This window comes from Stenotrophomonas sp. 1L-E-5-B-C3 (genome assembly GCF_057292075.1).
This window is the reverse complement of the sequence record NZ_JBXAWS010000010.1, coordinates 100,636-126,605: the sequence shown is the minus strand read 5'-3', so window position 1 is coordinate 126,605 and position 25,970 is coordinate 100,636. Positions and strand designations below refer to the sequence as shown.

Here is a 25,970-nt window from a genome sequence, read left to right as displayed (position 1 = left end):
TCATGAACATGTTGCTGCCTGCACATTCTATCGGCCCCGGCGCAGGCGCCGGCCGCCGCGGAGATTCCGCATGAACGATGACCGTGGCGGCCGTCGCTTGCCGATCATCCATCGGATCACCGATGAAGAGAACGGTCCCTTCCAGCGCCAGCACCTGGACCTGGAGTTCTCCAATGGTGAACGCCGCCGCTTCGAGCGCCTGGTCAGCCGGGGCCACGGCGCGGTGGTGGTGGTGCCGATGCTCGATGACGAGACCGTGCTGCTGGTACGTGAATACGCTGCTGGCATGCACCGCTACGAGCTGGGCCTGGTCAAGGGCCGGATCGACGGTGGCGAGACCCCCGAACAGGCGGCCGACCGCGAGCTGAAGGAAGAGGCCGGCTACGGTGCACGCCGGGTCGACGTGCTGCGCGCAATGACCCTGGCCCCAACTTACATGAGCCATCAGTCGTGGCTGGTGGTGGCGCGCGACCTGTACCCGGAAAAGCTGGCCGGCGATGAGCCGGAAGAACTGGAAGTGGTGCCGTGGAAGCTGGCCGAGCTGGACCAGCTGATGCTGCGCGAGGACTTCTCCGAGGGACGCTCGCTGGCGGCGCTGTTCATCGCCCGGCAGTGGCTGCAGGGAACGCGATGATCAAATTGACCACGGACCTGCGCGAGACCGCCATCGCCATCGCCCAGGAAGCCGGACAGGCCATCATGCAGGTGTATGCCGATGGCTTCGACGTGCAGCTCAAGGACGACAACAGCCCGGTCACCGCCGCCGACCTGGCCGCCAACCAGGTCATCGAGCAGGGCCTGCAGCAGCTGACCCCGGATCTGCCGATCCTGTCCGAGGAGTCGGCCCAGGTCACGTGGGAGCAACGCCGTCATTGGGGCGCCTACTGGCTGGTCGACCCGCTGGACGGCACCCGCGAGTTCATCAAGCGCAACGGCGAGTTCAGCGTCAACATTGCATTGATCTACCAGGGCGCACCGGCCTTCGGCGTGGTGCTGGCGCCGGTCACCGGCATCGTCTGGCATGCCATGCGCGGTGAGCTGGCATACCGTCGCCAGGGCCTGCACGACACCGTGCTGCGTACCCGTACGCCGGCCACCGCACCACTGCGGGTCGCCGCCAGCCGCTCGCACTGCTCGCCGGAAACCGAAGCGCTGCTGGCGCGGATGGGCCGCATCGAAACCATCGCGCAGGGCTCATCGCTGAAGTTCTGCCGGATCGCCGAAGGCGGGCTGGATGTCTATCCCCGGCTGGGCCCGACCTCCGAATGGGACACCGCCGCCGGCCAGTGCGTGCTGCACGCCGCCGGTGGCGCGGTGCTGTCGGCGGCGACCGGCAAGCCGTTCCGCTACAACCGCCGCGAGACCCTGTTGAACGGTGATTTCATTGCCCTTGGTGACACCAGCCTGCCCTGGCGCGACTGGTTGTCCGATTGACCCTGGAGACTGCATGAGCGCGCACGACACCCCCACCACCGGCAGTGCCGCCAGCAACGAACTGGAACGCCTGCTGTCGATCATGGCGCGCCTGCGCGATCCGCAGGGTGGCTGCCCCTGGGACCTGGAGCAGAACTTCGCGACCATCGCCCCGTACACCATCGAGGAAGCCTACGAGGTGGCCGATGCCATCGATCGGGGCGACCTCGATGATCTCTGCGATGAGCTGGGCGACCTGCTGCTGCAGGTGGTGTTCCATGCGCGCATGGCCGAGGAGCAGGGCGCCTTCGCCTTCGCCGAGGTCGCGCGCGCGATCAGCGACAAGATGCAGCGCCGCCACCCGCACGTGTTCGCCGATGTCAGCGTCGATGACGCCGACGGGGTGACGCGCAACTGGGATGCGATCAAGCGCGCCGAGCGTGTGGCCAAAGGCGAGCAGGACACTTCCGCGCTGGCCGGCATCTCGCGCGGCCTGCCGGAATGGCAGCGGGCAGTGAAGCTGCAGTCGCGCGCGGCCAAGGTCGGTTTCGACTGGCCGGGCCCGCTGCCGGTGCTGGACAAGGCAGCTGAGGAACTGCAGGAACTGCGCGAAGAGTTCGAGCGCGGCGACATTGCCGGCAACAAGGCGCGCCTGCAGGAAGAACTGGGCGACCTGCTGTTCGTCTGCGCCAACCTGGCCCGCCACGCCGACATCGACCTGGGTGCTGCGCTGCGTGGCGCCAACCACAAGTTCGAACGCCGCTTCCGCGCGATGGAAGCACAGGCCGAAGTGCAGGGGGTAGCGCTGTCCGCGCTGGACCTGGATGCGCAGGAAGCGCTGTGGCAGCACGCCAAGGCGGCGGAGAAGGCGTGAAGACGCTTGCGCTGTTCCTGCTGACCGCGCTGGCCGAAATCGTTGGCTGCTACCTGCCGTGGTTGTGGCTGCGCAAGGGTGGCAGCATCTGGTTGCTGCTGCCGGCGGCAGCCAGTCTGGCCCTGTTCGCGTGGCTGCTGACCCTGCATCCAACCGCCAGTGGCCGCGTCTATGCCGCTTACGGTGGCGTCTATATCGGCACCGCGCTGTTCTGGCTGTGGCTGGTCGATGGCATCCGCCCCAGCCGCTGGGACCTGCTCGGTGCCGCACTTTGCCTGGCCGGGATGGCGGTGATCATGTTCGGCCCGCGCGCGCCTTCGGTGTAGAGGCGAGTCATGCTCGACTGCTTCTGATCCTATGTAGAGTCGAGCCATGCTCGACTGCAACTGAGAGGGCCAGTCGAGCATGGCTCGACTCTACAAAGGCAGCGCCACCGGATCATGCACTGCCTTGTCAGAATCGGCCACGCCGTCCAAGCCGCTTTCCCTCCCAGAAAGGCGCATGATGACGGTGACCACGGCCCCCGGAGCATGCGCATGTCCCGTTTCGCCAGCTTCCGTGAGTTCTATCCGTTCTATCTGGACGAGCACCGCCACCCGGTGTCGCGCCGGCTGCATTTCATCGGCAGTTGCGGGGTGCTGCTGCTGGTCGCTGCCGCGATCCTGCGCGGCCAGCCGCTGCTCCTGATCGGCGCTCTGTTCTGCGGTTACGGGTTCGCCTGGTTCGGTCATTTCTTCTTCGAGAAGAACCGCCCGGCCACTTTCCGGCATCCGCTGTATTCATTCATGGGCGACTGGGTGATGTTCGTCGACATCCTGCGCGGGCGGGTGCCCTGGTAGCTTCGCTGTGCCCGCCGCCCCCACGCGCTATGCTGGGGCCTGGACGTCATAGATAAGGAAAGCGCGATGTTCCCGACCATGTTCTTCACCGTGGTACTGGCCTTCGTGGCCGTGGTGATCCTGTTCAAGGCGGTGCGGATGGTGCCGCAGGGGTATGAATGGACCGTCGAGCGCTTCGGGCGCTACACGCACACCATGACGCCCGGCCTGCACTTCCTGATCCCGATCGTCTATGGGGTGGGCCGCAAGGTGAACATGATGGAGCAGGTGCTGGATGTGCCCAGCCAGGAAGTGATCACCAAGGACAACGCCGCCGTGCGCGTGGATGGCGTGGTGTTCTTCCAGGTACTCGATGCGGCCAAGGCCGCCTATGAAGTGGCCAATCTGGAAGTGGCGATGATCGCCCTGGTACAGACCAACATCCGGACCGTGATCGGTTCGATGGACCTGGATGAATCACTGAGCCAGCGCGAAGTGATCAATGCGCAGCTGCTGAGCGTGGTCGACCATGCCACCAACCCGTGGGGCGTGAAGGTCAACCGCATCGAGATCCGCGACATCCAGCCGCCGCGCGACCTGCTGGATGCGATGGCGCGGCAGATGAAGGCCGAGCGCGAGAAGCGCGCGCAGATCCTTGAGGCAGAGGGTTCACGGCAGTCGGAGATCCTGCGCGCCGAAGGCGAGAAGCAGGCCACGGTGCTGGAGGCCGAAGGCCGCCGTGAAGCGGCGTTCCGCGATGCCGAGGCCCGCGAGCGCCTGGCCGAGGCCGAGGCCATGGCGACCAGGGTGGTGTCGGTGGCGATTGCCGAGGGTGACGTGCAGGCGATCAATTACTTCGTCGCCCAGAAGTATGTGGAAGCCTTCAAGGAACTGGCCAGTTCGCCGAACCAGAAGCTGGTGCTGATGCCGATGGAGGCCAGCGGGGTGATCGGTTCGATTGCCGGCGTGGCTGAGCTGGCCAAGCAGGCGCTGGCCGACCAGGACAGCAAGGCCGCCAGCAAGCGGCCACCACCGATCGGAGGCTGACATGCGCTGGGAAGTCGTAGGCTGGGGCGCCCTGGCACTGCTGCTGTTCGCGGCCGAGGCGCTGGCACCGGGGGCGTTCATGCTGTGGATCGGCATCGGCGCGGCGGCGGTGTTCGTGCTGGTGGCGGTGTTCGGCGATATCCCGCTGCTGTGGCAGGTGGTTGCCTTCGTGCTGTTGAGCGTTGTCTCGATCCAATGCTACCGGCGCTGGGGGCGGCCCCGCGCCCGGCCCAGCGATGCGCCGCTGCTCAACCGCCGCACGGAACAACTGATCGGCCGGGTGGTGGCACTGCAGCAGGGGATCGTTGATGGCCATGGGCGGGTCAGCATCGACGACGCGTCCTGGCAGGTGACTGGTCCGGAACTGCCTGCAGGCGCGTGGGTGAAGGTGCTCAGCGTGCAGGGCACGGTGCTGGTGGTCGAGGCCGCAGGCCGCCCCCTGTAGAGCCGAGCCCACGCTCGGCTTCCACACGAAGAGCAGCCGAGCATGGGCTCGGCTCTACAGCTCCGGCGCTGCGCTGCGGCACACCTGCGGGCGACCGATCTGGGATAATGGGGATTCTTGTTTCCTCTGCTGCCGGACCCGGTCATGACCCAGAAGACGCTGCTCAACGATACCCACCGCGCCCTTGGCGCCAAGATGGTCGATTTCGGGGGTTGGGACATGCCCATCCACTACGGCTCGCAGCTGGACGAACACCACCTGGTGCGTCGCGAGTCCGGTGTGTTCGACGTCAGCCACATGACCGTGGTCGACCTGCGCGGTGACCAGGTCAAGCCGTTCCTGCGCCGCCTGCTGGCCAACTCCGTGGACAAGCTGAAGGTGACCGGCAAGGCCCTGTACTCGTGCATGCTGAATCCGCGCGGCGGCGTCATCGACGACCTGATCGTCTACTACCTGGGCGACGATTTCTTCCGCATGGTGGTCAATGCCTCCACCCGCGAGAAGGACCTGGCCTGGCTGCGCGAGCAGGCTGCGCCGTTCGGCGTCACCGTCGAGCAGCGCCCGGACCTGGCCATCCTCGCCGTGCAGGGCCCGCAGGCGCGCGACATCGTCATCGGCCTGGCCCGCGAAGCCGACCGTGCAGCGCTGACCAAGCTGGGCCGCTTCGCCGCGCTGCAGGCGCAGTCCGACGATGGCATCGAGCTGTTCGTCGCCCGCACCGGCTACACCGGTGAAGATGGTTTCGAGATCCTGCTGCCGCAGGACGCCGTGGTCGCGTTCTGGAATCGCCTGCTGGCGGCGGGCGTGAAGCCGGCCGGCCTCGGCGCACGCGACACCCTGCGCCTGGAAGCCGGCATGAACCTGTATGGCCAGGACATGGACGAAGCAATCAGCCCGTACGAAGCGGCGCTGGCCTGGACCGTGTCGCTGGACGAGGGCCGCGACTTCATTGGCCGCGACGTGCTGGAAGCACAGAAGGCCGCTGGCAACGCACGCCAGATGATCGGCCTGGTGATGGACGAGAAGGGTGTGCTGCGTCATGGCCAGGCGGTGACCACCGCCGGTGGCCAGGGCGAGATCCTGTCCGGCACCTTCTCTCCGACTCTGGCCAAGGGCATCGCCTTCGCCCGTGTTCCGGCCGGCGAACTGGGCCAGGTCACTGTCGACATCCGCGGCCGGCAGGTGCCGGTGCGCGTGGTCAAGTTCCCGTTCGTGCGCGAAGGCCAGGCCCAGCCCGGCGTGCTTGGCGACGCCTGATCCAAACATGCCGGTCGTCACTGACAGCAGTGGCGGCCGGTTGGTTACACTAGCCCCGTTTTTTCCACCCCTGCATATCTCTGGAGCAGTCCCATGAGCGAGATCCCCGGCGACCTCAAGTTCCTCAAGTCCCATGAGTGGGCCCGTGTCGAAGGCAATGGCCGCGTGACCGTCGGTATTTCCGACCACGCCCAGGGCCTGCTGGGTGACCTGGTCTACGTCGAGCTGCCCGAAGTCGGCGCGACCGCCAAGGCCAACGAGCAGATCGCGGTCGTCGAGTCGGTGAAGGCCGCCTCCGACGTCTACAGCCCGGTCAGCGGCACCATCGTCGAGGTCAACTCGGCGCTGTCGGACAAGCCGGAAACCATCAACGAAGATGCCTACGGCGACGGCTGGATGTACGTGGTCGAACTGTCCAACGCCGATGAGCTCAACGAGCTGCTGGATCCGGACGCGTACGCCGAAGCACTGGAAGACGAAGACCACTGAGTCGTCACTTCCGGGTTCGGACACGGCCACCTTCGGGTGGCCGTTTTTGTTTTGGCGACCGTGCCTGACTCATGACGACGGGTTCGCTGCCGACCCTCCGCATGGCATCAGCGGGCAGACGAACGGCACGGAATGGCATGCGCAGTTTTGCGCAAATCCGCGTTTCCACCCCGCGTTGGCGTGTCCGGATGTGAAAACTTTTGATCCCCCGTTGCGGCGCCGTTGTGCTGGCGTTGGCGGCAGCGGTGATGCTTGTTTGCGATGCATGGATGCTGTGGCGACGAACATGCATGCTTCTGCGCAGAGTGCTTATTTCAAGTGCTTTTTGTTCAACGATTGCGTCTGCGTTGTTGCAGGCAACGTGCGTGCGCGGCGTTTCGGCGGTCGCTGCAGGCGGGCCGCAGCGACCGTGCAGGCGCCACCGCGGACGGCGCGGATGTGAAAATTTTTCGCGGGGGTTGTTGACAGTAAAAAAAACCGTGATTAGGTTTCGCCTCAGCAGACCTTGCCTGCCCAACCGAGTGCGCAGAATCAATCGTCCGATGCGAAGCAGCCCCTTCAAGACCACCGCGACCCTGATGACGGTGGACATGGCCCCGCTTCCCCCGGAGAAATGCAAGGTACCTCCCGTTCCGATGCCCGCTCCGCCGATCGAGGCGGGCATTGCCGCATCCGTAACGGCGCGCCTGACGCGCCGGCGGTCCCCGCACGCAGCATCCGCGGGTTTGATCCACCTGGGCGTTTCAACTCCCTATCACTGACGAGGAGCCATCCCATGGCAACCAAGAAAGCTGCGAAGAAAAAGCCCGCCGCCAAGAAAGCGGTGAAGAAGGTCGCTAAGAAGGCCGCTGCCAAGAAGGCAGTGAAGAAGGTCGCGAAGAAGGCGACCGCCAAGAAGGCAGTGAAGAAGGCTGCGAAGAAGGTCGCCAAGAAGACCACTGCGAAGAAGGCAGTGAAGAAGGCGGCAAAGAAGGTAGCCAAGAAGTCCACTGCCAAGAAGGCCGTCAAGAAGACCGCGAAGAAGGCCGTCAAGAAGGTAGCCAAGAAGGCCACCAAGAAGACTGCCAAGAAGACTGCCAAAAAGGCTACTGCCCGCAAGCCGGCCAAGAAGGTCGCCAAGAAGGCAGTAAAGAAGACTGCAAAGAAGGCGGTAAAGAAGACCGCCAAGAAGGCAGTGAAGAAGACCGCGAAGAAGGCCACCAAGAAGGCTGCCCCGAAGAAGGCAGCGAAGAAGGTTGCCAAGCGCAAGCCGGCCGCCCGCAAGAAGAAGGCTGCTCCGGTCGCTCTGCCGGCAACCCCGGCGCCGCTGATCTAAGTACTTCCCGATAGCCGCATCCTGAAACCCCTTCCCTGTTGCCCAGCAGGGAGGGGGTTTTTTTATGCTCGGATGTCGGTTGCGAACGCGGTCGGCAAGGGCGGAAAACGCTCCACCAGGAAGTCGAGGAAGCTGCGCAGGCGGGTTGAGCGGTAGCGGTCGTGGGCGTAGACCACGTGCATCGGCCGACCGGCCTGACCGTGCTCGGGGAACAGCTGCACCAGGCGCCCGGCGTCGACATCCGCAGCCAGCAGCAGGGTCGATTGCAGCACGATGCCCAGCCCATGCAGTGCGGCCGAACGCAGTGCTTCGCCGTTGTTGATCTGCAGCCGGCCATCGGGCGTTCGGTCGAGCTCGCCAGCGCCGGCCTGCAGCCACTGCGCGAGCGCGCTGGGTTCGAAGGACAGGCATTGATGCGAGGCGAGCGCCGGCAAGGTATCCGGGGTGCCGTGGCGTGCGAGGTAGGCCGGCGAGGCGCACATCATCAGGCGATACGGGGTGAGTGCGCGTGCCACCAGCTCGCTGCTGCCGGCCAGCGTGCCGATGCGCAGCGCTGCTTCGAAGCCTTCCTCGGTCAGGTCGACCACGCGGTCGGTCAGCGTCGCCTCGACACGGACGTCCGGGTAGCGGGCCATGTACTCGGCCAGCGCCGGCACCAGTGCATGGGTACCGAAGATTACCGGGGCGCTGATGCGCAGCGTTCCTGCGGGTGCCAGCTGCTGATGCTGGGCCTGCGCATCGGTCTCGTCCACCAGGCGCAGGATCTCCTTGCAGCGCGCGTAGTAGTCCTCGCCGAACGGCGTCATGTGCTGGCGCCGGGTGGTGCGGCTGAGCAGCTGCATGCCCAGGCGTGCTTCCAGCGCACGCAGGTGCTTGCCGGCCATCGTCGCGGAGATATCCATCGCCGTTGCTGCAGCACTGAGGCTGCCCCTGTCCACGATCAGCACGTAGACCTGCATGCTCTCCAGCAGGTTCATCTGACACCCCGGGTGTTGAATGCTGAAACCTGCGCGGAGTTTATCAATCAGTGGTGATCAAAGAGCATGCGCTGCACGGGCCGGATGTGCCGGCCATGCTCACAGGAGAACACCATGGACTTGAACCTCGAAGGACGCACCGCGCTGGTCACCGGTGCAGGCAGTGGCATCGGTGCCGGTGTCGCCAGGTTGCTGGCGGCGCAGGGTGTGCGTGTTGTGATCAGTGCACGGCGCGCGGAGCCGCTGCAGGCGCTGGCGGCGGAAATCGAAAGCGGTGGCGCGCCCGCGCCGGTCATCGTGCTCGGTGATGTCACCGATGCCGATGATGTGCGCCGCATCGCCGATGCCTCGCTGGCGGCGCTGCAGCGCGTGGACATCCTGGTCAACGCGGCTGGAGGAGGCCGGCCGACCACGGTGGATGCGGGCGACGAGGTCTGGGAGGAAGCCATGGCCTTGAACTTCTCTGCAGCACGCCGCCTGACCCAGGCACTGCTGCCGGCGATGCAGGCGCAGGGCTGGGGGCGGGTGATCAACCTCAGTGGTTCGATGGAGCCGCGCGCGGTGAACGCTGCCACGGCGGCGAAGGCCGCGTTGCATCTGTGGAGCAAAGGGCTGTCGTCGGCGCTGGCCACACAGGGCATCACGGTCAATGCAATCGCGCCGGGACGGATCAACAGCGCGCAGATCCGGGACCGCCTGCATCCCACCGAGGAAAGCCGGCGTGAGTTCATCGAACGCAACATTCCGATCGGGCGTTTTGGTGATCCGGAGGAGGTGGCGCCGCTGGTGGCCTTTCTGGCCTCGCCGCTGGCCGGGTACATCACCGGCGCGGTGATTCCGGTGGACGGCGGCATGCACTACTTCGCGCATTAGCCCGGCGTTTGTAGAGTCGAGCCATGCTCGACTGCCCTTCGCATCTGTAGAGTCGAGCCAACAAAAAGGGCGACCCGCAGGCCGCCCTTCGTACTCACCGTCGAGTCCGCCAGATCAGCGCGGCGAGGCCACGGCACGGTTGCTGGAAGCGCCCTTGCCCTTGCGCTTGTCCTGCTGCGCAGGGCTCGCGCCTTCGGCCATCAGGTTGTCGCTGCCGAAGTCGGTGTCCACGTCCAGCCAGCGCTGCGTCGGCAGGCCGAGCGCGGAATCGAGCACGGTCGGCAACAGGCCGCTGGGCAGGCCGCTTTCGCCGTTCCACATGATGGCGATGCCGAGATCGCGTTCCGGCACCAGCGCGACCAGGCCGCGATAGCCCTGCACGGCACCGGCATGGAACACCACGTCGTGGCCGGCGTAGTCGAAGGTGCGCCAGCCCAGCGCGTAACCGGCCGAGTGCAGGCGCTCGCGGCGCCAGCCCGAACGCATCTCGCCCGGGGTGTTGATCAGGCTGGAATGCAGGGTCGCCAGCAGCGGCGCCGGTAGCACGTCCGGACGGTGGCCGGTGTGGGCCAGCAGCCACTGCGCCATATCGCTGGCGCTGGCGTTGACGCCGGCAGCCGGGGCGACGCGGTAATAGGTCGGCTTCGGTGTCAGTGACACCCAGCCGTTGCGGCTGCGCACGTGCGGGCGCGCCCAGCGCGAGCTGGCCTGGATGCCGGCCAGGCCGAGGCTGGCATCGTTCATGCCCAGCGGCTTGAAGATGCGGCGCTCGACCGACTGCTCGTAGAAGCTGCCCGAGGCGGCATAGACCACGTCGCCGATCAGGCTGAAGGCCACGTTCTGGTAGGCGTAGCAGTCGCCCGGCAGGCACTTCAGGCCGGTGTTGGCCAGCTTCTGGGTCAGCGAGTAGTACTCAGCGTTGCCTTCGATGTCGCGGTCGTAGGCGTTGTAGGGCAGGCCGACACGGTGGCTGAGCACGTCGGCCACGGTCAGGCGGTCGGTCGCTTCCGGCGAGTTGAGGCGGAAGCCCGGCACATAGTCGGTGACCTTGCTGTCCCAGCGCAGGGTGCCGTCGTTGACCAGCAGGCCGGCCATGGTGCCGGCGAAGGCCTTGGACAGCGACGCCAGGCGGAACACGGTGTGGGCATCAACCGGCAGCGGGTTGTTGACGTCGGTGACGCCATAGCCGCGTGCGCTGAGCACACGGCCACCCTGCACGATCGCCACGGCCATGCCCGGCACGCGCTCGCCATAGGTCAGCTGTTGCGCCATCGATTCGATGTTGGCGACGTTGAAGCCGGCCGCTGGCAGCTGCACCTGCGGCACCAGGCCGGTACGGTAGGCCGCCGGCTGGGTGTGGGCGACAGCAGCGCCGCCAGCGGACTCGATGTTGGTCGGCATCGGCGGCAATGGCGGCGGGGTCTGCGCGGTGGTGGACAAGGCAACGGGCATCAACATGCCCAGCAAACCGGTGGCCGCCGAACGGATCGGACGACGCAGGCTGTTCTTTTTCATCGGTTGGACCCGTGCGCGACTGCTGATGGCGATTCTAGCGCCGCTTTTCCCTTGTGCACAAACAAAGCGAAGATGAATGCGCATCTCGTTGAAAAAGTTGGAATTTTGACGCCTCGAAAGCATGTATCGGAACGTGTCGCCCGGACCGGTCCGTGACACTGCGTTGCAGCCTTCGGCGTGCCCCGTGCTGGCGATGTTGCAGTGCATTGGCTAACGTACGCGCTTCACCGCCGCCGGAGCCTGCCATGCCGCTGTCCAACCGCCTTTCGCAGGCGAGGGGAGCCGCGTGAGCGCGGCCGGTTCCGGCCCGCTGCGAGGGCTGTTCACCGGGCTGCGTGAGTCGCCGGCCCTGTGGTGGTCGTTCCTGTATTTTTTCTGCCTGCTCAGCGGCTACTACGTGCTGCGCCCGGTGCGCGAGGCGATGGCCGCCTCGGCCGATCTGGAAACCGTGTTCCCGCCGATGCTGATCGCCTGGTTCGCCGGTCATGGCATTGCGCTGAAGGACTTCGTCCTGCAGTTCCTGTTCTCCTGCGTGTTCGTGATCATGCTGGTGCTGCAGCCGGTTTACGGCTGGCTGGTCAGCCGCTTCCCGCGACGGGTGTTCCTGCCGGCGGTGTATGGCTTCTTCATCGTCACCCTGCTGGGCTTCTACGCACTGTTCGATACCGGCGTGCCAGGGCGCGGCATGGCCTTCTTCCTCTGGGTGATGGTGTTCAACCTGTTTGCGGTGGCGGTGTTCTGGAGCTTCATGGCCGATGTGTTCTCCAATGCGCAGGCGCGTGCGTACTACGGCTACATCGGTGCGGCCGGTACCGTTGGCGCCTTCCTCGGCCCGCTCATCACCAGCGTGCTGGTGCAGCGTGTGGGCATTGCCAACCTGATGCTGGTTTCGGCCGGGTTCCTGCTTGTGTGCCTGTTCTGCATCTGGCGGCTGCGGCACTGGGCGGTGCTGCGCGAACGCGAACAGCAGCTGGTGTCGGGCGAGAAGCCGATGGGCGGCAGCGTGCTCGATGGCCTGAAGCTGATCGTGCGCGAGCCGCTGCTGCGCTGGCTCGCGGTGATGGTGGTGTTCGGCGTGGGCGTGGGCACGTTGTTGTACAACCAGCAGGCCAGCATCGTGCGCGCGGCCTTCAGTGACCCGGCAGCGAGCACGGCGTTTTTCTCGCGCATCGACCTGGCGGTGAACGCACTGGCCCTGTTGATGCAGCTCGGCCTGACCCGCTGGCTGCTGTCACGTCACGGTATCGCCCCGGCGCTGCTGATCCCGGGCTTTGCGATCCTGATCGGTTTCTCGGTACTGGCCGCCTCGCCGATGCCGCTGATGGTGGCAGTGGTGCAGGTGATGACCCGTGCCAGCGAATTCGCGCTGGCCAAGCCTGCCCGCGAGACCATCTACACCCGTGTGGACCGCCAGTGGCGCTACAAGGCCGGCGCGGCCATCGACACTGTGGTCTACCGCGGAGCGGACCTGAGCTTCACCTGGGTGCACAAGGGGCTGTCGCTGCTGGGTTCCCATGTGGTGTTCATCGGTGGCGTGTTGGTTGCCGCGTGCATGACCGCCGCCGCATTCGGCGTGCTGCGCGAAGAAAAGAAGCTGCCGCGCGACCGCTGAGACGCGCGGGGTCGGATCCCTCTCCCACGGAGAGGGCTCTGACCCCATCACCCCATCCATCTATCCAAGGAACCGCCCATGTACTGGATCGCACTTGCCCTGACCCTGCTGGTCGCATTGCTGCACGCCTATTTCCTGGTGCTGGAGATGTTCCTGTGGACCCGTCCGCTGGGCCTGAAGACGTTCCGCAATACGCCGGAGAAGGCGCAGGCCACGCGTGTGCTGGCGGCCAACCAGGGCCTGTACAACGGCTTCCTGGCGGCGGGCATCGTGGTGGGGCTGGTGATCGATCAGCCGGTGCTGGTGACGTTCTCGCTGGCCTGCGTGGTGGTGGCGGGGTGCTATGGCGCGTACAGCGTGAGCCGTCGCATTTTCATGATCCAGGCCGTACCGGCGATTCTGGCGTTGGTGTTTCGCGCGCTGGCGTGAGTTTCCAGCCAACGGCGCAGCCCCTCGTGGGGTGGTCGCGTAGAGCTGTTCATGTGATTGGTGGGGCGGGTGGGCCGTGCAGGGGACGCTGCAAGTCCCCCTCCGGGGCCCGGCCCAGCCGCTGGCGGCTGTGCGTTCAGGCGCTTGCGAAGCAGTGCTTCGCAAGCAAAGCGCCTTCACCCATGTAAGCTCGATGGCGCCATCCATGGCGCCAACGCCCCTGCACGGCCCACCCGCCCCACCCCTGACAGTTTCCGTGCGCGGCCAGCCCACGGAGAAGAAAAAGAAGATCAAGAGCAACAGCGGGTCGCTGCGCTCGTGGGTTCTGCGCGCATGAAAAAAGCGGCCGGTGGGCCGCTTTTGCTTTTGCTCTTCTTTTTCTCTTCCGTGGGTGGACGCTGCAGAGATCTGTCAGAGGCTGGGGGCGGTGGGTTCGCGGGGGTGTCCGCGGCATGGATGCCGCGGCCAAGCCCCCATGGACGGGTTCACGGCGTCCCCCGCGAACCCACCGCCCCCAGCCAAACCAAAGCTTTCCGCGACCAACCGTCCACCCACGAGGGGCTGCGCCGTTCGCGGGAACACTACTTCGCCGGCGACAGCCACATGTCGATCACCGCGCTGAACACCTCGGTGCCCGCACGGTCGCGCACGCTCACCGTCACCGGCAGCGCATAGCCCTCGGCCGCGACGACAATCGGCTGCGCCGGCAACGCCAGCGCCCGCAGCGTGCCACGCGCCTTCGCCAGGTACTGCACCTGCATGCCCTTCGGGATCCAGCGCATGCCCTTCGGCAGCGAGGCATCGACCATCAACCCGGCGGTCAGCTCGGCCAGGTTGCACATCGCGATCGCGTGCACCGTGCCGATGTGGTTGCGCACCTTGCGGCGGTCGGCCAGCGTGCCTTCGCAGCGGCCGTGCTCCAGACGGGTTATGCGTGGCGCAATGCTGGCGAAGTAGGGTGCCTTGAAGCACACCGCGCGGGAGAACAGCCAGTTGCCGGCAGGCCAGCGCTGAAGACGCTGGTAGAGGGACAGCAGGGGCGTGGACATGGTTGGAATTCCGGTCGGCAGATGAAACAACGGCGGGCCGAAGCCCGCCGTCGAAGGCAACACATGTCGCGGGCGATCAGGCTGCCTGCGAGTGCGGGTCCTTGTGCTGGCGGTCGTAGTAGCTGGCCGCGCGCAGTTCGTGGGTGTCGAAATCGTCCACGGTGATGGTGTCCAGGGTCAGCGTGCGCAGTTCTTCCAGCAGGCTGCGCTCGTCCTGGGTGATCACGCCCTCGGCCACGGCTTCGTCCAGCTGGCTGTTGAAGTCCAGCGCTTCGATGCCCTTGCTCTTCAGCGCCTTCAGGAACTTGCGCTCCACCGGCTCGGCCATGATCGCCTTGCTCAGGTAGCTGTTGATGCGGCCACCCGGGTTGTTCTCGCAGGGGGTCAGGAACACCCCGCTGGCCAGACGGTCACGCGCTTCGTTCGGAGCCATCAGCAGGGCGGCCACGCGGCGGCTCAGGCGATCGCCCGGTGCCTCGGCGCGACGGCCCAGCGGGAAGATCAGTGCCCACATCAGCCAGCCGATCGGTCGGATCGGGAAGTTGCGCAGGGCCGCCGACAGCGATTCCTCGATCTTGTGCACGCTGTCATGGAAGGCCCAGGCCAGCAGCGGCTGGTCGGCCTGCGGTGCGCCTTCGTCGTGGTAGCGCTTGAGCATGGCGCTGGTCATGTAGACATGGCTCAGCACGTCGCCCAGGCGGCCGGACAGCGACTCCTTGAACTTCAGCTTGCCGCCGAGGGTCATCATCGAGATGTCAGCCATCAGCGCCAGGTTGGCCGAGTAGCGGTCCAGCTTGCGGAAGTAGCGGCGGGTGTAGGCATCGCCCGGGGCAGCGCCGAAGCGCGCGCCGGTCAGGCCGAACCAGAACGAACGCACGGCATTGGAGATGCCGAAGCGGATGTGGCCGAACAGGCTGCGGTCGAAGTCCTGCAGGCCGGCACGGATGTCCGGATCCTGCGCGGCCTTCATTTCCTTCAGCACCCACGGGTGGCAGAGGATCGCACCCTGGCCGAAGATCAGCAGGCTGCGGGTCATGATGTTGGCGCCTTCCACGGTGATCGCGATCGGCGCGGCCTGCCAGCTGCGCCCGGCGAAGTTGCGCGGGCCGAGGATGATGCCCTTGCCGCCGATCACGTCCATCATGTCCGAGATCACTTCACGGCTCATGTTGGTGCAGTGGTACTTGGCAATGGCGGACGGCACCGACGGCACGTCGCCGCGGTCCACCGCAGCTGCGGTGGCCTGCGACAGCGCACTGATCTTGTACGCCTTGCCGCCAATGCGGGCCAGTGCTTCTTCCACGCCCTCGAAGCGGCCGACCGACAGGCCGAACTGCTTGCGGATGCGCGCATAGGCGCCGGTCACGGCGGCACCGGCCTTGGCACCGCCACTGGCGGTGGACGGCAGGGTGATCGAGCGACCCACGGCCAGGCACTCGTTGAGCATGTTCCAGCCCTTGCCGGCCATGGCAGCGCCACCGATCAGCTGGGTCAGCGGAATGAACACGTCCTTGCCGCGGATCGGGCCGTTCTGGAAGGTCGAGTTCAGCGGGAAGTGGCGGCGACCGATTTCAACGCCGGCGGTATCACGCGGCAACAGGCCCAGGGTGATGCCGATGTCGCGGGTTTCACCGATCAGGCCATCCGGGTCGTACATGCGGAAGGCCAGGCCGATCAGCGACGCGACCGGGGCCAGGGTGATGTAACGCTTGTCGAAGGTCAGCTTGACGCCGAGCACCTGCTCGCCGTTCCACTCGCCCTTGCAGACGATGCCGTAGTCCGGAATGGAGGTGGCGTCGGAGCCGGCGAACGGGCCGGTCAGGCCGAAGCAGGGCACTTCGCGGCCATCGGCCAGGCGCGGCAGGTACTGGTCCTTCTGCTCCTGGGTGCCGTAATGCACCAGCAGTTCGCCCGGGCCCAGCGAGTTCGGCACGCCGACGGTGGAGCTGACCACCGAGGACACCGAGGCCAGCTTCTGGATCACCTTGTGGTGGGCCAGCGCGGAGAAGCCGAGGCCGCCGTATTCCTTCGGAATGATCATGCCGAAGAACTTGTTCTTCTTGATGAAGGCCCACAGTTCCGGCGGCAGGTCGGCATGGACGTGGGTGATTTCCCAGTCGTTGACCATCTTGCACAGCTCTTCGACCGGGCCATCGAGGAAGGCCTGCTCTTCCGCGGTCAGCTGCGGCTTGGGGTAGTTCAGCAGGATGTTCCAGTCCGGGTCACCGGTGAACAGCTCGCCTTCGAAACCGACCGAGCCGGTTTCCAGCGCGATGCGCTCGGTCTGCGACAGCGGCGGCAGCACCTTGCGGAACACCTTCATCATCGGGCCGGTCAGCAGCGGCTTGCGGATGAACGGCAGCAGCAGCGGCACGGCGATCACCGCCAGCACGGCGGCGGCAACGATCGTGGCGGTCTGGTTGACGTAGGGCACGAACCAGCAGGCGACCAGCAGGGCCACGCTGATCAGCGTCCAGGTAACCAGCCGCATGCGGTGGTAGGCGACGAACGCGCCTGCCAGCAGCAGGGCGAGGAAGGGAAGAACGATGCTCATGAGCGTGCTCCGGTGACGTGCTCGTTTGTGGCGGACGAAGCCGCAGCATCCGCTGCGGGCAACACGTCCAGATAGTCCAACACAGTAGCGGTAAAGGCGTTGTTGTCGTCGCCGGCAACCATATGCGTGGCCTGCGGCAGCTGTACATGGCGCGCGTGCGGCGCCAACGCCAGGAATTCGGCCACGGTCTGTGGCGTGACCAGATCGCTGCGACCGCCGCTGACCAGCAGCAACGGGCACTTCACCTGGCGCGCGGCTTCAGCCAGCGCGTCCTGGTGCTGCTCGCTGTCGCGGGCCAGTTCGGCCACCAGGCGCGGGTCCCAGTGCCAGCGCCAGCGGCCGTGGTCGTCCTCGCGCAGCAGGGCGCGCAGCGACTGTTCGGATTTGCGCGGGCGGTGCGGCATGTAGGCCGAGATCACGTCGGCGGCCTGGGCCAGCGACGCGAAGCCATCGGGGTGAGCGGTCATGAAGGCCAGGATGCGTTCGACCCCTGCGGTATCCCAGCGCGGAGTGATGTCGACCAGCACCATCGCCGAGAACAGGCCCGGCCAGCGCGATTCGGCGAGCAGGCCGAACAGGCCGCCCATCGATGCTGCAACCAGCACCGGTGGGCGCGGTTGCTCGCCGGCCAGCACGATCAGGTCATCGGCGAACTGTTCGCCGTGATAGGGCAGGTCGGCGGCATTCCAGTCCGAATCGCCATGGCCGCGGGCATCGTAGGCCAGGGTCTGCAGGCCAGCTGCAGACAGTGCGCCGGCGGTCGCATTCCAGGCATGCCGGGTCTGGCCGAAGCCATGTGCGAACAGCACACGGCCTCGACGGCCGTGGTCACTGGCGGTGGCGGCCAGACGGGTGCCATGGGCCGCTTCCAGGCGCAGGTCATGGAACGCAGCGGGAGTCGGGGACGTAACCATACTTGCTAGTATGGATTGCTTCGGAAGGAAGTCAATACTGCATCGTATGGTGCGATGCAGAAGGCCATCCGGACTGCTCTGCGACGGATTCGGCCGCATTCGCGTACTGCAACGAACCCCGGCGTATGGTTAAATCAGCCCATGAATCAACCTGACGCTTCCGCCGGCGAACCGCGCGCCGGCCGCAACAGCCGCCTGAGTGCCGAAGACTGGGCCCAGGCGGCCCTCGATCTGATTGCTGAACAAGGCGTGGGTGCCGTCGCGGTGGAACCGTTGGCGCGGCGCCTGGGCGTGACCAAGGGCAGTTTCTACTGGCATTTCCCCTCGCGTGATGCGTTGCTGCAGGCCGCGCTGGAGCGTTGGGAGCTGTTCGAACAGGAACAGGTGTTCGGTAGTCTCGAAGACGTGCCCGATCCCCGGGTGCGCCTGCGCCAGCTGTTCCAGATGGTCGCCCATGAGGTGCAGCCGCACATCATCTACAGCGAACTGCTGAAGGCGCTGGACCACCCGATGGTGCGTCCGGTGATCGACCGCGTCTCGCAGCGCCGCCTGGATTACCTGATCGCCTCGTTCCGCCAGGCCGGGCTCAGCTCGACCGATGCACGCCATCGCGCGCGCCTGGCCTACGCGGCCTATGTCGGCTTCCTGCAGCTGTCGCTGCAGCTGCAGCAGCCCAAGCAGGCGCGCGAGGATTTCGAGGCTTACGTCGAGCATCTGATCGACACGCTCATCCCCAGCTGAATGGGGAAGGGGGCGTCCTGCTGAGGCTGGAAGCGTCAAGCAGGACGGCCTCAATGCGCCAACGTATGTCGCAGTGAGACCGATTTCACGCGATTTGGGCGTTTTCTTAACGACTCTTTAATTCCAGATCAAGTGTGGCTACTATCGGGTCACCAGTCGTTTTTGTGCCTCCTTTTCTGGCACGCCGGCTGGACTCAGCACACAACCCAAGATCCATGGAGAGAGAGCCCATGAAGTTGAACAGCAACAAGCTGCGCGATGCTGTGTGCGTTGCGTTGGCGGCCAGCGCCGCATCCGTGGCCGGCACCGGCACGGCCCTCGCCCAGCAAGCGACCAATCTGGACCGCATCGAAGTCACCGGTTCGCGCATCCGTACCGTCGACGTCGAAACCGCCCAGCCCGTCCTGACCCTCAACCGCGCGGATATCGAGAAGCAGGGCTTCTCGTCGGTCGCCGACATCCTGCAGAACATCAGCGCCGTCGGTTCGCCGCCGATCAGCCGTGCCCAGCCGCTGTCCTCGGGCGAAGCCGTGGGCGGTACCTACATCAGCCTGCGTGATCTCGGTGCCACCCGTACCCTGGTGCTGCTCAACGGCAAGCGCCTGGGCATCACCACCGGTGGCCTGCAGGACATCTCGACCGTGCCGGTGTCGGCCATCGAGCGCATTGAAGTGCTGAAGGATGGCGCTTCGTCGATCTACGGTTCCGATGCTATCGCCGGCGTCATCAACATCATCACCCGTACCAACTTCGAAGGCGCCACCGGCAGCGTCTACTACGGCCAGTACAGTGAGGGCGACGGTGCCACCCGCACCATGGACTTCACCATGGGCGTGAAGGGTGAGCGCGGTTCGCTGACCATCGGTGCCGAGTACGCCAAGGAAGACAAGGTGCGGGCGGCGGATCGTCCGTACGGTGCCTTCCCGCGCAGCGCCAACCACCCGGACTTCGGCTGGACCACCGTCGGTGAATTCGGTGGCTTCGTCAGCCGTCCGGCCGATGGCCTGCCGGGCGTCACCTATCCGGCTGCCAGTGCGGGCAATCCCAACCGCGAAGTGCGCGTGATCCTGCGTGAGGGTGGCAACCCGAACAACAAGGCCGACTACGTCGCGCAGAACGTCAACAGCTTGGTCACCAAGGACAAGACCAATACCAACCTGCAGACCGACCTGCGTACCCCGCAGGAACGCCGCGCGGTGTTCGTCGATGGTATCTATGACCTGACCGACAATGTGCGCCTGCGCACCAACATGCTGTACAGCTACCGCGATTCGAACCGTCAGATCGCCGGCTACCCGTACCAGGCGCTGGCCTTCACTTCGCCGATGTCGGCCACCAGCGCGTTCAACCCGCTGGGCACCGAAATCAGCAACTGGTGGCGTCGTACCCTGGAAGTGCCGCGCAACACCCGCGCCGAACTGACCACGTTCCGCTTCAGTGGTGGCCTGGAAGGCAGCTTCGAGTTCGCTGACCGTCTGTTCGACTGGGATGTCGGCTACCTGTACAACAACAACAAGCTGGTCCAGACCAGCACCGGTGACCTCAACCTGACCGCGCTGCGTGCGGCGGTGGGCCCGTCCTTCATCAACAGCAGCGGCGTGGCGCAGTGCGGTACCGCCGCCAGTCCGATTCCGCTGAACCAGTGCGTGCCGTACAACCCGTTCCTGCGTGCCGGCATTCCGAGCAACGGTGCCAATGGCGCATTGACCGGCAATGATGCGCTGCAGAAGCTGCTGTTCCCAGCGGCTCACTCCACCGCCGAGACCACCACCAAGGTCGTGACCGCCAACCTGGCCGGCAGCCTGTTCACCCTGCCTGCGGGCGATCTGGGCTTCGCCGTCGGTATCGAACACCGCAAGGAAACGGGCAGCTTCAGCCCGGATGCGCTGGTGCAGTCGGGCAACACTTCCGGCCTGGCCAACTTCCCGACCGGTGGTGGCTACAAGGTTGACGAAGTCTATGCCGAGTTCAACATCCCGATCCTGGCCGACCTGCCGGGCGCCCGCGAGCTGAGCCTCAACGCGGCCACCCGTCATTCGGACTACGACACCTTCGGCACCACGCTGAACAGCAAGTTCGGCTTCAAGTGGAAGCCGGTCGATTCAGTGCTGATCCGCGGTACCTGGGCCGAGGGCTTCCGTGCCCCGACCATCGCCGACCTGTACAGCGGTGGTTCGCAGTCGTTCGACTTCTACACCGATCCGTGCGATTCGGTCTATGGCGCTTCGCGTACCAATGCTGCGGTGCGTGCCCGTTGCGCCGCCGCACTGCCGGCTGGTGTCAATGCCGCGACCTTCCGCCAGCAGCAGCAGGGCTTCACCCCGACCACCGCTGCATCGTCGCAGACGCCGCTGGCCTTCGTTTCGGGTTCGAACGACCAGCTGACTCCGGAAACCTCGACGTCCAAGACCCTGGGCGTGGTGTGGAGCCCGGGCTTCATCCAGAACTTCAACATGTCGCTGGACTGGTGGGAAATCCGTGTCGAGAACACCATCATCGCCGACACGGCCAACCTGATCCTCAACGATTGCTACCTCAACGACATCGCGTCGCGCTGCTCGGCCTTCACGCGCGACCCGGTGACCGGCATCGTCAACAACCTCAACCGCACCGGCATCAACGCCGGCTACCGCGAGGTGGAAGGCTTCGATCTGGACGTCAGCTACCGCCTGCCGACCGATCGCTTCGGTAACTTCAGCGCGCAGTGGACCAGCACCTACACCTCGCGTGATGACCTGGTCACCACCAAGAACCCGGTCACCCACCCGAACCCCCGCACCGGCGTGGGCTGGGCGGGCGGCGCGTTCCGCGTGCGTTCGAACCTGAACCTGGGTTGGGAAATGGGTGACTTCGGCGCCAGCTGGACCGTCCGTTACTTCTCGGGCATGAAGGAGTCGTGCCTGAGTGCTGTGACGTTCCCGGAAGAGTGCAACCTGCCGAACTACGCCTCGCCGAACAACCAGGGCGTGGCCGTGGGCAGCGCGACCAACCAGCGTGGCGCAACGGTGTTCAACGACGTCCAGCTGCGCTGGAGCGCGCCGTGGAACGCGACCGTGGCGGTGGGTGCCAACAACGTGTTCGGCCGCGTGGGCCCGACCATGTACAGCCAGCCGAACGCCAACGTCTCCTACTACGGTGGCTTCGACATCGGTCGCTTCCTGTACATGAAGTACACGCAGCGCTTCTGATTGCAGCGTAATCCGTACGTGTGACATGGCCGCGCCCCGAAAGGGGCGTGGCCTTTTTCATGGGGTGGGTTCGCCGGCCGGCACCGGGCGGAACGGCCCAGTGCACGTCGCCATGCACGCAGCCGCAGGCAGGTGACGTTGTGTCACCAGGGAGGTAGAAGAGAAGAGCATCGCAGCGTTGACGCTGCGATCAGGCAGGGGGCTTACAGGTCCTGCTCGTAGCGCACGTACGGCACGGTGCCGTCGTCGTTGCTCTCGTTGCGGGGCGAGAACGGGTTCTTGCCGCGGCTGATCACATTCTCGGCGCCGACGGTGAGCTGGCCGGACCACGGGGTGCGCCAGGTCAGGCCGATACCCAGGCCTTCCCACTTGCCTGGCTTGCCGGGTACGTCAATGACGCGGCCGATGATGCTGCCGGTGAAGTTGCCATAGCCGGCACCGATGCTCAGGCTTTTGCTGTCCCAGCGATCGACGATGGCCGGTGAGGCATCGGCCAGTGGCACCAGCCGCGCCTTGGCGTAGGTGCCGGCGATGGAGACGAAACCTTCGCGGCCGATGTTCTTCTGCGCGAATACGGTCAGGTCGTTCTGCTCGGCACGCAACGAAGGTGTCTTGTTCGGCCCGGACAACCAGGCCGGCAGGGTTTCACGGCCGGTACCGGCGGTGATGCCCAGGCGGCTGTTGCCACGGTTCAGCGCAGCGGTGCCGGTGAAGCGGCGGCTGTTGAGGTCATCGTCATCGCCGAGGCTGGCTAGCATGCAATGGCTGGCCAGTCCGCTCATGCTGGTCCCGCTGCTGTTGCAGAGCAGGCCCAGCGAGTCGCCGGACGACAGCCCGAAGGCTGCATCCAGCGAGTTGCGGCCGAAGTGCCAGCGCGCGCCGGCCGCCTGTTCGCCGGTCGGTTCCAGATACAGCAGGGCCTCGACCTTGCCGCTGCCCTTGTTCCACACCGGCAGCACGGTGCGGGTGTCCTTGCTCTGCGCGTGCACGCCCGTGATCGCGCCAAGGGCGATCAGCAGGGCCAGCGGTAGACGCAGGAAGGTACGCATCGGACCAGTTCAGACAGGGACGGACAACGGAAGTTCCCGCGGATACGGGAACTTGATCCTAGGGTGTTTATGAATTCTTAACAAGCCTTGATCCCCCCAGATGCAAGACATGCCGTTTACTGAAGCCGTTCAGGCGCCGGCACAGTCCCCTCGGCACCGTGGAACAGTATGCCGAACTCCGTCAACGGAAAGTGATACTCCCGCCCGCAGAATTCGCAACGGACCTCGACCGCGCCACTGGCTTCGGCGGCAGCACGGGCCTCGTCCTCGCCCAGCGACTGCAGCATCGAGGCCACCCGATCACGGGAGCAGGAACAGGCGAAGGACAGCGGCTTTTCGCCCAGCAGCGCCGGCTGCTCCTCGTGGAACAGCCGGTGCAGCAGCTGCTCGGCCGGGGTGGCCAGCAGTTCGGCCTTGCCCAGGGTCTCGAACAGCGCGCTGGCGCGTGCCCAGCCATCCTCGTCGCCCTCGTCGCCGGGCAGCTTCTGCAGCAGCAGGCCGGCGGCGCCGTCGCGGTCGGCGACCAGCAGCAGGCGGGTTGGCAGCTGCTCGGATTGGCGGAAGTAGTCCTCGAAGGCCTCGTCCAGTTCCGGCGCGGTCAGCCCGACCAGGCTCTGGTAGCGCTGCGGCTCGCGCGGGTCCAGCCCCGGGTTCTCGATGGTGATGGCGAGCAGGGCATCGTCGCCGAGATTGGACAGGTCGCGCGGTGCATCGGCGCCTTCACTGAGCTGGGCAATGCCGCGCAGGGTGCCGGCCGCGGTGCATTCGGCGAACAGGGTGCGCAGTGCAGTGCTGCTGCGCAGCTGGATCGACAGGCGGCCATCGATCTTGGTGTGGCCGGTGAACAGTGCCGAGGCCACGCAGGCTTCACCGAGCAGCTCAGCGGCAGTATCCGGGTACTGGGCGTGGGACAGGATCTCCTGCCAGGTCGCCTGCAGGCGCACATGGACGCCGCGGACACCAGCGTCGGGGAGCAGGAAGCGGATCAGGGAATCGGGGTTGGCGGTCATCGGCTCACATCGCGCGTAAACAGGGGCGGTTGCCGGATAATGTGCCGACAACCAGACAGAAGAAGGATGCACCAGTAATGGGGGCAGCGGGAGAGCAGCACAAGGTAGAGGCGGTTGAGGCTCCGCCACGCCGTCGTCGCTGGCACTGGAAGCGCCTGCTGTGGCTGCCCGTGCTGCTGGCCGCCTTCAGCTGCCTGCAGGTGCTGGTGTTGCGCTTCATCGACCCGCCGCTGTCCACGGTCATGCTGTGGCGCTATGGCGAGGCGCTGGGCGAGGGTGACTGGTCCTATCGCCTGCACTACCAATGGCGGGATATGGAGCAGATGGCGCCGAGCCTGCCGATTTCGCTGGTGGCGGCCGAGGACCAGCGCTTCCCCGAGCACAGTGGCTTCGATCTGCAGGCCATCGAGAAGGCCCGCGACCACAATGCCAAGGGCGGACGCCTGCGGGGGGCCAGCACGATCAGCCAGCAGGTGGCCAAGAACCTGTTCCTCTGGCAGGGCCGCAGCTGGATCCGCAAGGGCCTGGAGGTCTGGTACACGGTGCTGATCGAGGCGCTGTGGCCGAAGGAGCGGATCCTGGAGATGTACGCCAACATCGCCGAGTTCGGTGATGGTGTGTACGGCGCGCAGGCGGCGGCGAAGAAATTCTGGGGCAAGGATGCGGCGCGGCTGAGCCCGGCCGAGAGTGCGCGGTTGGCGGCGGTGCTGCCGGCACCGCGGCGCTACAACGCAGCGGCGCCGGGGCCGTATGTGCAGCGGCGCGCGGCGTGGATCCAGCGCCAGGCGCGGCAGCTGGGTGGGGCGGCGTACCTGTCGGAGGAGTGAGGCCCAGGCGGCCCGGTCGGCAGGCCGTGCGCCTGCCGGCGACGTACAATCCGGGCATGACCCGCGAACGGCTTACTTTCGTCATCGCTGCCTACAACGAGGCCCTGGCACTGCCGCTGCTGCATCCGCGGTTGTGCGCCGTGCTCGACGGCATGCCTGACATCGAGGGCCACATCCTCTATGTGGACGATGGCAGCCATGACGGCACTTGGGAGGTGATTGCCGGCCTGGCCCAGTCCGATGTACGGGTCTCCGCCCTGAAGCTGTCGCGTAACTTCGGCAAGGAAGCAGCGCTGACCGCCGGCCTGGATCTGGTGCGCGACGGCGCGGCGATGATCCTTGACGCCGATGGCCAGGACCCGCCGGAACTGGTGCCGGAGTTTGTCGCGCGTTGGCGCGAAGGCCATGACAACGTCTACGGCACGCGCATGGCCCGCGATGGCGAGGCATGGGTCAAGCGCGCTACTGCCGCGATGTTCTACCGGGTGATCGGGCGCCTGTCGCGCACACCGATCCCCGCCGATACCGGCGATTTCCGCCTGCTCTCGGCGCGCGCGTTGAGTGCACTGCGCGAAATGCGTGAGCGCCACCGCTTCATGAAGGGCCTTTTCAGCTGGGTCGGATTCAAGCGGATCGCGGTGCCCTATCACCGCCATGCGCGCGTGGCCGGATCCAGCAAGTTCAGTCTGTGGCGGCTGTGGAATTTCGCCCTGGAGGGCATCACCGGGTTCTCGACCGTCCCGCTGCGCGCGGCGACCTACATGGGCCTGGCGACGGCGGCGGTGGCCTTCGTGTTCGGTGTCTGGGTGATCGCCAAGGCGGCCCTGTACGGCGACCGGGTTGCCGGCTGGCCGACGATGATGGCGGTGATCCTGTTCCTGGGCGGCGTGCAGCTGATCGCACTTGGCTTGATCGGTGAGTACCTGGGCCGGCTGTACGAGGAGTCCAAGCAGCGGCCGTTGTACCTGGTTGACGCGTGGCTAGCATCCGCCGTGGCAGACTCGGCCCTGCAACCCACCCTTGGAGGGCAGGCGGATGACCACGGTACGGCAACTGTTGGACGGCAAGTCTCCTGAAGTACATGCGGTCGCGCCGGATGCGGCGGTGATCGACGCGATCCGGTTGATGGCGGAAAAGGGCATTGGTGCGGTGCTGGTGATGGACGGGCCGCGGCTGGTCGGCATCCTGTCCGAGCGCGATTACGCGCGCAAGATCGTGCTGCGCGATCGTTCGTCGCGCGATACGGCAGTGGCGGAGATCATGACGGCGCAGGTGGTGACGGTGTCGCCGGGCGAGCAGGTGGAACACTGCCTGCAGCTGGTGACCGACTACCGCATCCGCCACCTGCCGGTGGTGGAGGGCGCACAGGTGCTGGGAGTGATCTCCATCGGCGACCTGGTGAAGTCGGTGATCGATGCGCAGCGCAGGGAGCTGGATCAACTGCAGCAGTACATTGTGGCGGGGTGAGGTGTTCGCTGGCGGGCCTGCGGCCCGCCGGCCCGCTTTTCGAAGCTCAAAGCCAAAGCCAAAGCAGCGCCTTCCTGATACGTCGGGGAGGCGGAGGGCATGGCCGT

General features: G+C 65.9%; 26 protein-coding genes. 18 read left to right on the top strand and 8 right to left on the bottom strand.

Translation table 11 applies throughout. The annotated features are described in order from the left end of the window. Positions 1-70 precede the first annotated feature (70 nt). The 9 genes from nudE (at position 71) to gcvH (ending at position 6,343) form a co-directional block, all read left to right on the top strand. Positions 71-634, top strand: a complete 564-nt coding sequence (gene nudE / locus AC0Z6F_RS14300; RefSeq protein WP_485617367.1) for an ADP compounds hydrolase NudE — start codon at positions 71-73, stop codon at positions 632-634. Beyond that, a complete protein-coding gene (cysQ, locus tag AC0Z6F_RS14295; protein ID WP_485617365.1) occupies positions 631-1,434 on the top strand; it encodes a 3'(2'),5'-bisphosphate nucleotidase CysQ in 804 nt (267 codons plus the stop codon). Before nudE ends, cysQ begins: the two co-directional genes overlap by 4 nt. Before the next feature lie 13 nt (positions 1,435-1,447). Continuing rightward, a complete protein-coding gene (gene mazG / locus AC0Z6F_RS14290) occupies positions 1,448-2,287 on the top strand; it encodes a nucleoside triphosphate pyrophosphohydrolase (protein WP_065723906.1) in 840 nt (279 codons plus the stop codon). Then, positions 2,284-2,613 carry a YnfA family protein gene (locus AC0Z6F_RS14285; protein WP_006385121.1) on the top strand — a complete coding sequence of 110 codons (330 nt, stop codon included), beginning with the start codon at positions 2,284-2,286 and terminating at the stop codon, positions 2,611-2,613. The genes mazG and AC0Z6F_RS14285 overlap by 4 nt, the downstream gene beginning before the upstream one ends. A gap of 210 nt (positions 2,614-2,823) precedes the next feature. After that, entirely contained in the window at positions 2,824-3,126 is a 303-nt protein-coding gene (locus tag AC0Z6F_RS14280) for an Mpo1-like protein (RefSeq protein ID WP_006385112.1), read from the top strand. Between the two features lie 66 nt (positions 3,127-3,192). Beyond that, positions 3,193-4,152, top strand: a complete 960-nt coding sequence (locus tag AC0Z6F_RS14275) for an SPFH domain-containing protein (protein WP_012511869.1) — start codon at positions 3,193-3,195, stop codon at positions 4,150-4,152. Between the two features lies 1 nt (position 4,153). Next, complete coding sequence (locus AC0Z6F_RS14270) at positions 4,154-4,597, top strand: NfeD family protein (protein ID WP_006385101.1); 444 nt, start codon at positions 4,154-4,156, stop codon at positions 4,595-4,597. 144 nt (positions 4,598-4,741) lie between these two features. Further along, positions 4,742-5,854, top strand: a complete 1,113-nt coding sequence (gene gcvT, locus AC0Z6F_RS14265) for a glycine cleavage system aminomethyltransferase GcvT (RefSeq protein ID WP_012511868.1) — start codon at positions 4,742-4,744, stop codon at positions 5,852-5,854. 93 nt (positions 5,855-5,947) lie between these two features. Beyond that, positions 5,948-6,343 carry a glycine cleavage system protein GcvH gene (gene gcvH, locus AC0Z6F_RS14260; RefSeq protein WP_046987801.1) on the top strand — a complete coding sequence of 132 codons (396 nt, stop codon included), beginning with the start codon at positions 5,948-5,950 and terminating at the stop codon, positions 6,341-6,343. A 4-nt stretch (positions 6,344-6,347) separates the two neighbouring features. Here the strand turns inward: gcvH and AC0Z6F_RS14255 are convergent, their stop codons facing one another. Continuing rightward, positions 6,348-6,935 (bottom strand): hypothetical protein, encoded by a 588-nt coding sequence (locus AC0Z6F_RS14255; RefSeq protein ID WP_157804789.1) that lies wholly within the window; start codon positions 6,933-6,935, stop codon positions 6,348-6,350. Between the two features lie 183 nt (positions 6,936-7,118). On the opposite strand from AC0Z6F_RS14255, the gene AC0Z6F_RS14250 reads away from it, so the two are divergent. Further along, positions 7,119-7,658 carry a hypothetical protein gene (locus AC0Z6F_RS14250; RefSeq protein ID WP_046987800.1) on the top strand — a complete coding sequence of 180 codons (540 nt, stop codon included), beginning with the start codon at positions 7,119-7,121 and terminating at the stop codon, positions 7,656-7,658. 62 nt (positions 7,659-7,720) lie between these two features. Here the strand turns inward: AC0Z6F_RS14250 and AC0Z6F_RS14245 are convergent, their stop codons facing one another. Then, a complete protein-coding gene (locus tag AC0Z6F_RS14245; RefSeq protein WP_006384880.1) occupies positions 7,721-8,635 on the bottom strand; it encodes a LysR family transcriptional regulator in 915 nt (304 codons plus the stop codon). A gap of 114 nt (positions 8,636-8,749) precedes the next feature. Between AC0Z6F_RS14245 and AC0Z6F_RS14240 the strand changes: the two genes are divergently transcribed. Beyond that, positions 8,750-9,508 carry an SDR family NAD(P)-dependent oxidoreductase gene (locus AC0Z6F_RS14240; protein ID WP_065723908.1) on the top strand — a complete coding sequence of 253 codons (759 nt, stop codon included), beginning with the start codon at positions 8,750-8,752 and terminating at the stop codon, positions 9,506-9,508. Positions 9,509-9,622: 114 nt separating this feature from the next. On the opposite strand, the gene AC0Z6F_RS14235 is transcribed toward AC0Z6F_RS14240, so the two are convergent. Further along, positions 9,623-11,023: a serine hydrolase domain-containing protein gene (locus tag AC0Z6F_RS14235; protein WP_100435117.1), complete on the bottom strand. Its 1,401-nt coding sequence runs from the start codon at positions 11,021-11,023 to the stop codon at positions 9,623-9,625. Positions 11,024-11,309: 286 nt separating this feature from the next. Between AC0Z6F_RS14235 and AC0Z6F_RS14230 the strand changes: the two genes are divergently transcribed. Next, the gene (locus AC0Z6F_RS14230) at positions 11,310-12,635 is read left to right on the top strand and encodes an NTP/NDP exchange transporter (RefSeq protein WP_006384874.1); all 1,326 of its coding nucleotides are present in this window, start codon (positions 11,310-11,312) and stop codon (positions 12,633-12,635) included. 78 nt (positions 12,636-12,713) lie between these two features. Next, on the top strand, positions 12,714-13,064 hold the full coding sequence (locus AC0Z6F_RS14225; RefSeq protein WP_006384872.1) for a DUF1304 domain-containing protein: 351 nt from the start codon (positions 12,714-12,716) through the stop codon (positions 13,062-13,064). Positions 13,065-13,645: 581 nt separating this feature from the next. Here the strand turns inward: AC0Z6F_RS14225 and AC0Z6F_RS14220 are convergent. From AC0Z6F_RS14220 to AC0Z6F_RS14210, 3 genes are all read right to left on the bottom strand, one after another. Then, positions 13,646-14,113 carry a hotdog fold domain-containing protein gene (locus AC0Z6F_RS14220; protein ID WP_006384868.1) on the bottom strand — a complete coding sequence of 156 codons (468 nt, stop codon included), beginning with the start codon at positions 14,111-14,113 and terminating at the stop codon, positions 13,646-13,648. A 76-nt stretch (positions 14,114-14,189) separates the two neighbouring features. Continuing rightward, entirely contained in the window at positions 14,190-16,667 is a 2,478-nt protein-coding gene (locus AC0Z6F_RS14215) for an acyl-CoA dehydrogenase (protein ID WP_012511864.1), read from the bottom strand. After that, positions 16,664-17,581, bottom strand: coding sequence for an alpha/beta fold hydrolase (locus tag AC0Z6F_RS14210; protein WP_012511863.1), 918 nt, complete (start codon positions 17,579-17,581; stop codon positions 16,664-16,666). The genes AC0Z6F_RS14215 and AC0Z6F_RS14210 overlap by 4 nt, the downstream gene beginning before the upstream one ends. Before the next feature lie 141 nt (positions 17,582-17,722). Between AC0Z6F_RS14210 and AC0Z6F_RS14205 the strand changes: the two genes are divergently transcribed. Beyond that, positions 17,723-18,322, top strand: a complete 600-nt coding sequence (locus tag AC0Z6F_RS14205; protein WP_012511862.1) for a TetR/AcrR family transcriptional regulator — start codon at positions 17,723-17,725, stop codon at positions 18,320-18,322. Positions 18,323-18,552: 230 nt separating this feature from the next. After that, complete coding sequence (locus AC0Z6F_RS14200; RefSeq protein WP_100469323.1) at positions 18,553-21,510, top strand: TonB-dependent receptor domain-containing protein; 2,958 nt, start codon at positions 18,553-18,555, stop codon at positions 21,508-21,510. 203 nt (positions 21,511-21,713) lie between these two features. Here AC0Z6F_RS14200 and AC0Z6F_RS14195 read toward each other — a convergent pair whose 3' ends face one another. Further along, entirely contained in the window at positions 21,714-22,559 is an 846-nt protein-coding gene (locus AC0Z6F_RS14195) for an XOO1806 family protein (RefSeq protein ID WP_006384775.1), read from the bottom strand. A 116-nt stretch (positions 22,560-22,675) separates the two neighbouring features. Beyond that, the gene (gene hslO, locus AC0Z6F_RS14190; protein WP_006384774.1) at positions 22,676-23,569 is read right to left on the bottom strand and encodes an Hsp33 family molecular chaperone HslO; all 894 of its coding nucleotides are present in this window, start codon (positions 23,567-23,569) and stop codon (positions 22,676-22,678) included. Positions 23,570-23,646: 77 nt separating this feature from the next. On the opposite strand from hslO, the gene mtgA reads away from it, so the two are divergent. The 3 genes from mtgA to AC0Z6F_RS14175 are packed head-to-tail and all read left to right on the top strand — an operon-like array spanning position 23,647 to position 25,863. After that, complete coding sequence (gene mtgA, locus AC0Z6F_RS14185) at positions 23,647-24,396, top strand: monofunctional biosynthetic peptidoglycan transglycosylase (protein ID WP_012511860.1); 750 nt, start codon at positions 23,647-23,649, stop codon at positions 24,394-24,396. 56 nt (positions 24,397-24,452) lie between these two features. Next, positions 24,453-25,472 carry a glycosyltransferase family 2 protein gene (locus AC0Z6F_RS14180; RefSeq protein ID WP_012511859.1) on the top strand — a complete coding sequence of 340 codons (1,020 nt, stop codon included), beginning with the start codon at positions 24,453-24,455 and terminating at the stop codon, positions 25,470-25,472. Further along, positions 25,432-25,863 (top strand): CBS domain-containing protein, encoded by a 432-nt coding sequence (locus tag AC0Z6F_RS14175; RefSeq protein ID WP_012511858.1) that lies wholly within the window; start codon positions 25,432-25,434, stop codon positions 25,861-25,863. Before AC0Z6F_RS14180 ends, AC0Z6F_RS14175 begins: the two co-directional genes overlap by 41 nt. The last annotated feature ends 107 nt before the right edge of the window (positions 25,864-25,970 follow it).